Here is a 9,256-nt window from a genome sequence, read left to right on the forward strand (position 1 = left end):
ATCGTTTTTAAGCATAGAAGAACATTTTTATAAACTTAATTAAAAAACAAAAGAAAATGAAAGTAGCTATTGTTGGAGCAAGCGGAGCCGTGGGACAGGAGTTCCTGCGTGTGCTCGATGAAAGAAATTTCCCGTTGGATGAGTTAGTGTTGTTCGGGTCTAAACGCAGTGCCGGAACAAAATACACATTCCGCGGTAAACAGATCGAGGTAAAACTCTTGCAACACAACGATGACTTTAAAGGGGTTGATATCGCTTTCACTTCCGCAGGCGCTGGTACCTCTAAAGAGTATGCCGAGACCATCACCAAACATGGTGCCGTGATGATCGATAACTCCAGTGCTTTCCGTATGGATAATGACATACCTTTGGTAGTTCCCGAGGTAAATGCCGCCGACGCAAAAGATCGTCCACGTGGCATCATCGCCAACCCTAACTGTACCACTATACAGATGGTAGTGGCACTGAAAGCCATCGAACAGCTTTCTCACATAAAGACTGTACACGTTTCTACGTATCAGGCTGCCAGCGGTGCAGGTGCTGCCGCTATGGATGAATTATACACACAATACCGCCAGGTGTTAGCAGGTGAATCTGTTACTGTTGAAAAGTTTGCATACCAGTTGGCATTCAACCTCATTCCTCAGATTGATGTATTCACTGATAACGGATACACCAAAGAAGAAATGAAAATGTTCCACGAAACCCGCAAGATTATGCATTCTGACATAAAAGTAAGTGCAACTTGCGTACGCGTTCCTGCTCTTCGTTCTCACTCTGAAAGTATTTGGGTAGAAACAGAACGTCCTATTTCAGTGGAAGAAGCTCGTGAAGCTTTTGCAAAAGGCGATGGCTTGGTATTGCAGGATAACCCTGCCGAAAAGGAATATCCGATGCCTTTGTTCCTTGCAGGCAAAGACCCCGTTTATGTAGGTCGTATCCGTAAGGATCTGGCTAATGAAAACGGTCTGACTTTCTGGATTGTGGGTGACCAGATCAAGAAAGGCGCTGCACTGAACGCAGTACAGATTGCAGAATATTTGGTAAAAGAGAATGCTCTGTAATAAAGAGTTATTATTTAAAGTTCAACAAAACAGGTATCAAAACTAAAATCATCTTAACTATTGAAGGGGTGAGGGCAAATATGCTCTCACCCTTTTGCTAAATAAAAGCATGAGCATATTCATAGTGCATCAGCATAAATACACAACATCTTTATTTGTTGCACATCATTAAAATTAACATGATTATCATTTATGAATTTCTCCAAACTTTCTTTATGATTCGGATACAACTTAATAAATTGCTTGAAGTTTTTGAAGGCTTTCTTTTTTCCTTTACGTTCCAACCAATAAATGTTATACCGATTTCCGAGTATCAGTTTCTCTGGGCTGAAATTATAACGTTCACCTCCATTGCCATATGTCCCACCGTATGTTCTCATTGAGGAAGTTTCTGAAGATTGTCCGTATGCGCCTATAGAAGCCTCCTTGCGCATATTTCCCTTATATTGTACATGTAATACAGGATTTGTTGGCAGTATTTCAATACCTTTGTTCCCTTCTGTATAGAATACGCGGTTACCGAACTTGATGACTTGTATATCTTGCGGATTACTCAATTCTTTTACTCTCTTGTCCACACGGTCTATGAAATAGAATTTCTCAACTAACAGATTGTAATTCATCTTTTCATTGTACTGTGAACCGTCTTTAAAAAGAACTGTTACTTCTTGAAAATCAGGAAAAAGGAAAGGAGAGTTTTCCTTGTTCTGAGCATTAACAAGGCACATAAGAAGCATTAAGCCAAATAAGATTGAAATTCGTTTCATAGAATATTATATTTAATTGGTATTTTAGCTTATATAAGCCAAATTTGGCACTACAATTTCATTATCAGGGGATTTAAGAAGAGAATCTTACATCAGTACATTTCTATTTGTAAACTAACTCATCCTATTCTTATTGAAGGCTTAGTGCCGTTTGTTGCCCCAAATATCCATTTTCATTAGTATCTACAATATATATGGCTCCAATATTTACATCGCTATTTGCACCGTCTGCTACAATCACGAAATTGTTCGTGCTATCCAAATGAATAGTGACAAACTTAGAGTCTGCCCCTTCGTTATAAATATAAAACTTATCTTGTATTTTGAAAGTAATAGAGCCTTCTTCTGAGAATCCCCAGTCTAACATTAATGTAATATCAACATCATTCCTATTACAAAATATTTCCCCACTTATAGAATTATTGCTTTTTATAATTCTTGTAAAGTTGATCTCTGCCAATGATGGTACATCTATTTGATATTGTTGTGACTTACTGCCACTGCGATTGCTCGCAACCATAGAAACAACAATGGTATCAGAGGAAGTAAAGGGAGCATTAGAACGTATAGTTACTTGCTTCTTATCACTGCTTTCCATTAAAGTTGCATTACCGGAGACTATGCTCCACGAGATGGACTGTGCCCCTTTTATAGTAGGAGAAATGGTTACGGTATTCCGGCGTTGCATGAAATACTTAGTAGCATCAGAGGTAATTACAGGTTTCCCAATCCATATAGAATCAATTTTTCTCAAATAACTATTGCCATTATCATTAATATTAGCCCAGATAGACGAATAGCCGTTTACCGTTGCTGACGCTTCAAAAACAGCTTTAGAGCTTTTTTGACCGGAAATAATCGATAGGCCTGTGCCAGCCTCCCAAGTCACTGTTGCTTTAGGTGCAAGACTCAAATTGGGCAGTTCTGCTATTAGTGCTTCTCCGTTTGCTATAAATTTATTATTTACTGTAATTTTGAATGGATCATTTATGGTTATAGAATGTTCGCCTTTTCTGACAGTTAGCCAATTTTGTAGAAAAGTCTCATCTATATTTACAGATATTTTGCTTTGTACTCCTCCTTTTATGGCTTTTAGTACAAGCTTATAGCAACTGCTAGCAATTGAATAATCTTCTGATACTAAAGAAAAAAGATTTTTATCATAATTCCAGACTGCTCTGTGGTAGTTATTAATAAGATGATATGGAGCTGTTAAGGTAACATTATCGCCTATACCTATTAATAAAGATGCACTGATTGGAACATTTTGTTTTTTGACATTTATTCCTGTCAACATTGCATCCACTTGTACATTACTAGTAAGATTAGAAATATAAATTTCGGCATTGGGGTCTTCTTGTGTCCAATATATATCAAAAGTAACTTTAGACGTATTTACAGGTACTGACAATGTTTTGCTCGTTACGTTAAAGTTCTGACCATTCCCTCTAAAATAGCCGTTAAATTTGGATGTGTATACTGTAACTCGTGCCTCTTTATCATATTTCTTTCCTAAATCAAGGGTATAAGTATAATAGAGTTCTCCTACATAAGGATTTTTTTCTCCACTTATTATCTGCCCCGGAATAGTTCGGGTCATTAAGGGAAGAAGCTCTTCATGCTCATCCTGTTCGCATGCAACACATGTTATAATACAGATAATAAATACACATCTTTTAATGTATTGATATATCTTGCTACTTAAAAGAGAATTAGTGTAGGTATTCACAGTATCGATTTTTCAATTATTATATCTGAAAAAATAAATATTCGCCCATCTATTTTGATTTTGGAATCAGAAAATGAATGGGCGAATAGATTTACTATCGTTTTATTATACTACCAAAGAGTGGTTTGGGTTAATTTATAACCACCATTATCTTCATATAATTGTATATCTTGCAGACCTATTGGAGAACAATAACTGCGATCTGTAAATACATCACGCGGCTGGGCATTGGTAGGGATGTAGAAACCTACCATCTCTGCTGCATTGGCCCCGTTGAAGGTGACAATTGTACCATCTTCTTTCTTTACTTGGCGATCACCTATATACTGCGAATCCAGATAGGAAGGTACTTCTACAGGCATGTCTACCCATGGTCCTAACATGGTATCCGGATATTTTTCATTATCCATATAGTCCAACTTCTTCCAACGCTTTATATCATGTAAACGACAATGTTCATAAACTAATTCCATACGACGCTCGCGACGGATCTCCCAAATCAATGGAGAAACATCTGTATCTCTGGCAGGGTCAAAGGTTTCTGTTATATCTGCCAGTTTCATATCCGCCGTATTTTTCAAACCTTTGGCTATGGCCGTAGCATCCAATGGACGACGTCTCAACTGATTGATAGAATTGTCTATGTCATCTTGAGTTACACCGCCTAATTCAGCCTTTGCTTCAATCCAATTCAACAAAACTTCAGCATAGCGGATAACCGGAGCATCATTCGTATTTGTGTTGCTGCCGTAAATCGGATTAGCCCCAGGATTCTCCAATGTCAATGCATCACGGTCTATGAACTTGGCTGCATATAACAGAGTTACAGAATTAGTATTTACATGATCAATAAACGTCGCTTCAAAGCGCGGGTCACGAGTCTTCGCCAAATTAGCGATACTTAGAACTTTAGCATCTACAATATCTGAATTTTGGTAAACTTTACCATCTTGGCAGATAAAAGACTTGGCTAATGCCAGATTCGGAGCCGGCGATTGACTTTCCTGCCCATTGGAATAAGATGCAATACAGTGTGTCACATTTTGAGCTGCATCAAAATGGCGGTACATCAAAGCCTCTTTGTTCCCTTTCAAATCTTGCGAACCGAACAACTCGCGAAGTGGAGTATCAATGGCATACAAACCGCTATTGATAACGATTTCCGCCGCATCTTTCGCCAGAGCCAGATATTTAGTAGCTGCAGCTTGGTCACCGCCATGATATTTCTGCCATGTGCCTTCAAACAACATCCAGCGAGAAGCAAAAGCAGCAGCAACATAGCGATTCAAAACATTAGTACCATCATTGGTGCGCATATTGACTAATACTTCGTTCTTCAGCATGTCATGTACTTTATCCATTACATAAACACGACTGTCACGGTCTTTAAACATCGTTTCCTTATCTGTATTCGGGAAATCCTTTTCAAAATAGGGCACATCACCAAACACAGCGACCAAACGAGCATAAGAGTAACATTTGAAGAATGCCGCCACAGCGTGCCAATGGTTATAAGCTTCTTCGGACACATTACCTCTCATCTTGTTCTCCAGGCGTTCCATAAAGACATTGGCTTTACGAACCCACGTAAAGTTCCACTGCGGTCCTACATATTGAGTTAGATAAGTAGCTACGGCCGTTTCACTTGTACTGGCACGGCTACTGGGTATCGAGTTTTCAAACGTGCTTTGTTTTCCCTGTGACGCCAGATCATCTGAAAACGTGTAACCGCGCAAGGGCGAATAAGAAGTAGACCAACCAGCTCCATAACCAATGAAATAGTTCGGATAAAAACCGTTGGAGAATAATCTGGCATCCATTTCGGTCTTCCAATAAGTTTCATCCGTCGGAGTGTTCAACTGCGGACGATCCAAAATGCTATCACATCCCGTGAATGTGAGGGACAAGGCAGCAAGTATGACTAATATATTTTTCATATTGATACGTTTTTAAAAGTTTAATTGAATACCTACAGATACATTTTTCATCGTTGGCGTACCCACACCTGTACGACCGGAATTGTAGTTAGACGAATTGAACATTGATACACCGGAAACTTCTTCGGGATCAATAGGCAAACCTCTCAAGTTATCATGAGTAAAGAAGTTTTCGCAAGCTACATAAACACGTGCTTTATTAATCAAGGCTTTCTTTGTCCATTCTGTCGGCAACGTATATCCCAATGTTATATTCTTTATGCGGAAATATGCCATATTAAGCAAGTACCGGTCTTGGCGCTGCAAATTATACCCAGTATTAGACCCGCCCATATTGGCTGCAGCAGGATAAAACGCTCCTGTGTTTTCTTCTGTCCAATAATTTCCAGCAATAGCTTGAGGCATAGCACCATCACCCGTATTGAATCCCGGAATAGCCAAGAAACCGGCTCCCCAAATTTTACGGCTACCTACTCCTTGCATAAAGATGGAAAAGTCAAAACCTTCGTAGTTGGCTCCCAGACGCAAACCATATTCAAAACGTGGAGTAGAGTTACCGATAACCTCCAAGTCGCCTGTATCTTGCTTACCATAATTAGGATCATCCTTATCTGTAATAGTACCTACAGAACGTGCACCATCATCAATCTTACCATCACCATTTACGTCTTTGAATTTTACGTCACCAGGACCAAAACGGAATGTTCCACTTTGAAAATAATCTTGATAAATAGCATTAGGATCCTTAAGTTTGTTAACTTGTTTTGCTCCAGCAGTACCTGCCGCAACTTCTTTACCATTCAAAGCCCAAGTGGTTACTAAGTTACCACCATCATAAACAAAATCATCTTTTTGATAAAGGCGGTCTGTGCGATAACCCCAGATTTCTCCATAGGTTTTTCCTACATACCAACTGTCGATACTTTTTGTATCCCCATAGGCTGTAACTTCTGTTATAGCATCAGACAATGTAAACATTGCATTAACACTCAGTCCATTGTTGAAGCGGTGATTATAATCGATGGAGAGCTCCCAACCTTTTGTCCTTAAAGAGCCAAAGTTTCCTTTTGGAGAAGTGGCACCAAATGTCGGTGAAACACCTGCACCAGGAACAATCATGTTTTTAGTATCACGCTGATACCAATCGAATGTAGCCCCCAGCGCACCATCAAAGAAACGAGCATCCAAACCAAAGTCGAGTGTATAAATATCCTGCCAAGTGATATTGGGGTCAACAGCTGCCGGGGTACCTGTCATGATTAACTTATTACCATCTGAACCAAGCCACATCGAACTCATTGAATTAGAGTTTAAGTATGTGCCTTGTGCGATAGTTGGCACATACAGTGTATTGGGCACAGTTTGATCACCAATCATACCCCAGGAGCCACGTACTTTCAAAGAGGAAAGAGCCGGTTTGGCCCAATTCATAAATGTTTCCTCACTAATGCGCCATCCGGCAGAAAAAGACGGGAATGTACGCCACTGCAGGTCTCCTGGAAATTTAGAAGAACCATCATAACGGACATTAGCTTCCAACAAATACCTATCCATCAGGCTATAGTTCAATCTACCAAAGAAGCCAAGTTGTCCCTCCCAATATAAATTACCACTGGCAGTTTGCGTCCCGGCAGTCTTGTCCCAGCTGGGATTAACGATATCAGTTAGGTTAGTAATCTGCGACCAATTATCTTCAGACTCCCAATCAGTACGGTTAACGCCAAGCAACACCTTCAAGTTGTTATTAGTATTGATTTGCCAATTGTAATCAGTAGTTATATTTAATGTATGTCGTTTTGCATTCGTTACTTCACGACGAATATGGTCAGGATTAGAACCGTTCGAAGTATATTGATAATATTGCAAGTCATATGCAGTCATGGCACCTTCTGTACCAACTGGCACAACTTGTCCTTGATTATTTACATAGACTTGATTTCCATTGCCATCCAGTCTCTTTATCGGTGCCCCCCATGTATTGGCAGCCGTATATTTGGTACCGTTTTTTTTCCAGATTTGGTCTTCACCGGCATATGTATAATCGATATCGAACTTCCAGTCTTTCGTAATCTGTAAAGTTGCCCCCACATTAAAACTCAAATAGTTATTCTCCTTATTTGCCGTATTTGCCTGATGTATTTCAGAAGCCGGGCTACGAAGTTCATTCCCATTTTCATCATACCCCATCGGGTAAGTCGTATCCCAGCGATAAAGATATAACCAAGGATCGGCCGTAGAGGAACTAGTAGCATAAGCATATCGCTTGTTACGTTTGGAGTAATTAGCTCCGGCACGAGCAGTAATATACTTGTTGATTTCAGTACTAATACGAACAGATCCATTCCAACGGCGGAAATCATCATGCTTGGCCAATTTCATCAAACCATTCTGATCCAAATAGCCTAAGCCAATATTGAAAGTAGTCTTGCCACTCTTTCCGTTTACAGAGATATTATGTGTTTGGGAAGGTGTCCATTCGCGGATCATATAGTCATACGGATCGAAAGTACGCATAGAGAATTTCCGATTATTGGCATCTACATACCAGTCACGACCATAGACAAACGGATCGTTCACTCCAATTTTCCCGCCATAATTTTGCTGCCATTCTTTTGCTCTATTCAGGCTTGTTTCATCTACATACCAAAAAGCGCCGGCAATTGTACCGCCAGAACGTTTCAAAGCATCAACACGGTATTGAATGCCATCAACACCAGCCATTTCCATGTCTTTAGAAATATTCTGCCAAGCGAAATTACCGGAGTAACTAACCTCTACTCTTTCGCTCTTAGCTCCTTTCTTAGTAGTTATTAAGACTACGCCAAAGGCTGCCTTTGCACCATAGATAGAAGAAGAAGCTGCATCTTTCAATATAGAAATAGATTCTATATCATCAGGATTAACCATTTGAATAGATGGAATTTCAACATTATCCAATAAGATTAATGGAGTAGAACTACCATCAATAGATCCAATCTGCCCACGAACTTTTATAGTAGGATCAGAACCGATTTCACCACTCGGGATCACGACGGATAACCCCGGAGTCGTTCCTTGTAAGCCGCGCCCGACATCAGGAATTTGACGTCCTTCCAAAGTCTTACTAACATCCACTGATGCAACAGCACCTGTTAAGCTTTCTTTCTTTTGTGAACCGTAACCTACAACTACAACTTCAGACAGCATTTCACTATCTTCCTTCAAAAGGATTTTCATCGTTTTAGCAGCCTTAACTTCTTGAGTCTGATAGCCTACATAGGAGACTTTCAGAGTGGCACCAGATTTCACATTCAATGTGAATTTACCATTAATGTCAGTAATTCCACCATTAGTAGTTCCTTTTTCCACGACACTGGCACCGATAACCGGTTCACCCGTAGCGTCCACTACCAAACCTGTAACAGTGATTGTCTGTAATTGCTCCGTCACGCCTGCAACAATGCTTGGCATTGTTGGGATAGCCATAACATTACCGCTACATAAAAACAGTGAACTAATAGCCACTGCTGTGAGGAACTTATTGTTTGTTAATCCTCGTTTTTTGCGATCTTCATTCATAAATGATTGATGATTTTGTTGTTAATTAAAATAGTTTTCTCGAAAATTAGGGGTAAGGATAGTCAATTTAGGAATAACCGGAGTTATTTCTTCTGATCAGATAAATTCCTGTTCCATAGGCATTTTCTCTATTTTTAGGTTTAACTTATATTTCATCTCTCTTATTATCTTTAGAGGTTTACCAAGTTCCAAGAGAACTTG

5 protein-coding genes are annotated in these 9,256 nt (G+C 39.6%); 1 reads left to right on the forward strand and 4 read right to left on the reverse strand.

What is annotated here, in order from left to right:
• Nucleotides 1–56 precede the first annotated feature (56 nt).
• A complete protein-coding gene (locus BN161_RS18835; protein WP_007217016.1) occupies nucleotides 57–1,064 on the forward strand; it encodes an aspartate-semialdehyde dehydrogenase in 1,008 nt (335 codons plus the stop codon).
• A 119-nt stretch (nucleotides 1,065–1,183) separates the two neighbouring features.
• On the opposite strand, the gene BN161_RS18840 is transcribed toward BN161_RS18835, so the two are convergent.
• The 4 genes from BN161_RS18840 to BN161_RS18855 all read right to left on the reverse strand — a co-directional run bounded on the left by BN161_RS18840 (nucleotide 1,184) and on the right by BN161_RS18855 (nucleotide 9,055).
• Complete coding sequence (locus BN161_RS18840; RefSeq protein WP_244436557.1) at nucleotides 1,184–1,831, reverse strand: type 1 periplasmic-binding domain-containing protein; 648 nt, start codon at nucleotides 1,829–1,831, stop codon at nucleotides 1,184–1,186.
• 130 nt (nucleotides 1,832–1,961) lie between these two features.
• The gene (locus BN161_RS18845) at nucleotides 1,962–3,560 is read right to left on the reverse strand and encodes a hypothetical protein (protein ID WP_044269306.1); all 1,599 of its coding nucleotides are present in this window, start codon (nucleotides 3,558–3,560) and stop codon (nucleotides 1,962–1,964) included.
• A 110-nt stretch (nucleotides 3,561–3,670) separates the two neighbouring features.
• Nucleotides 3,671–5,497 carry a RagB/SusD family nutrient uptake outer membrane protein gene (locus BN161_RS18850; protein WP_044269307.1) on the reverse strand — a complete coding sequence of 609 codons (1,827 nt, stop codon included), beginning with the start codon at nucleotides 5,495–5,497 and terminating at the stop codon, nucleotides 3,671–3,673.
• Between the two features lie 12 nt (nucleotides 5,498–5,509).
• Nucleotides 5,510–9,055, reverse strand: a complete 3,546-nt coding sequence (locus tag BN161_RS18855; protein ID WP_044269309.1) for a SusC/RagA family TonB-linked outer membrane protein — start codon at nucleotides 9,053–9,055, stop codon at nucleotides 5,510–5,512.
• Between the last annotated feature and the right edge of the window lie 201 nt (nucleotides 9,056–9,256).

Origin of the sequence: Bacteroides timonensis (assembly GCF_000513195.1) — a bacterium.
In the GTDB taxonomy this organism is placed as follows: domain Bacteria; phylum Bacteroidota; class Bacteroidia; order Bacteroidales; family Bacteroidaceae; genus Bacteroides; species Bacteroides timonensis.

Excerpts from the sequence above, each read along its gene's own strand:
- BN161_RS18835 (WP_007217016.1), top strand. The coding sequence starts at position 57 with ATGAAAGTAGCTATTGTTGGAGCAAGCGGAGCCGTGGGACAGGAGTTC.
- BN161_RS18840 (WP_244436557.1), bottom strand. The coding sequence starts at position 1,831 with ATGAAACGAATTTCAATCTTATTTGGCTTAATGCTTCTTATGTGCCTT.
- BN161_RS18850 (WP_044269307.1), bottom strand. The coding sequence starts at position 5,497 with ATGAAAAATATATTAGTCATACTTGCTGCCTTGTCCCTCACATTCACG.
- BN161_RS18855 (WP_044269309.1), bottom strand. The coding sequence starts at position 9,055 with ATGAATGAAGATCGCAAAAAACGAGGATTAACAAACAATAAGTTCCTC.